1 protein-coding gene is annotated in these 846 nt (G+C 62.4%); it reads left to right on the forward strand.

The window, feature by feature from the left end:
- Positions 1-85 precede the first annotated feature (85 nt).
- Positions 86-846 (forward strand): ISL3 family transposase (locus tag AWB67_RS38785; RefSeq protein ID WP_125477907.1); only part of this gene is annotated, 761 nt, incomplete at its 3' end.

Here is an 846-nt window from a genome sequence, read left to right on the forward strand (position 1 = left end):
ACACTTGACGCGCGTCGGGTAGATAAGCTGAGGCAGGGCTGGTTGCGGCAGAATGAGGCAACCAGCCCTGCGAGACGAAGCGAACATGACGAATCAGCTCTTTGAAGCCGCCTTGGGAATCAATGCCCCGTGGTACGTGCAGGGCGTCGACTTTGACGCGGCCAAACGGCAGCTCACGATTGCCGTGGACTTTGTTGCCGGCAGCCGCTTCGCCTACCCCGGCGTCGCCGGCGAGCACCCGGTGCACGACACGCAAATCAAGCGGCTGCGGCACCTGAACTTCTTTCAGCACGAATGCTATCTCGAGGTCCGGGTGCCGCGCGTGCGCTTGCCGGACGGCGCGGTGCGGTTGGCAGAACCCGACTGGATGGGCAAGCTGGATGGCTTTACGCTGCTGTTTGAAGCGCTCGTGCTGACGCTGTGCCGGGAGATGACATTTGCGGCGGTAGCCCGCCTGGTGAACCTGTCGTCGTATCGCGTGAAGGCCATCTGTGATCGTTACGTGGACCTGGCCGCGTCCGCGACTGACTTGTCCGAAGTCACCGCGGTGGCCATTGACGAAACTTCTTGCCGACGTGGCCACGACTATGTCTCGCTGGTCGCCGACATGGACGGCAGGCGCGTGGTCTTCGTCACGCCGGGCAAGGATGCAGGCGTTGTCGAACGCTTTGCCAATCACCTGGAGGAACACAACGCAACGCCTGCGCAGATCAAATCGGTCAGCATCGACATGTCGCCCGCTTTCATCAGGGGCGTGGGCGAGCATCTGCCCGATGCGCGCGTCACGTTCGACAAATTTCATGTGGTGGCGCACGCGTCCAAAGCGCTCGATGGTGTGCGCCGCGA

Origin of the sequence: Caballeronia terrestris, from assembly GCF_001544515.1 — a bacterium.
GTDB classification, from domain to species: Bacteria; Pseudomonadota; Gammaproteobacteria; order Burkholderiales; family Burkholderiaceae; genus Caballeronia; species Caballeronia terrestris.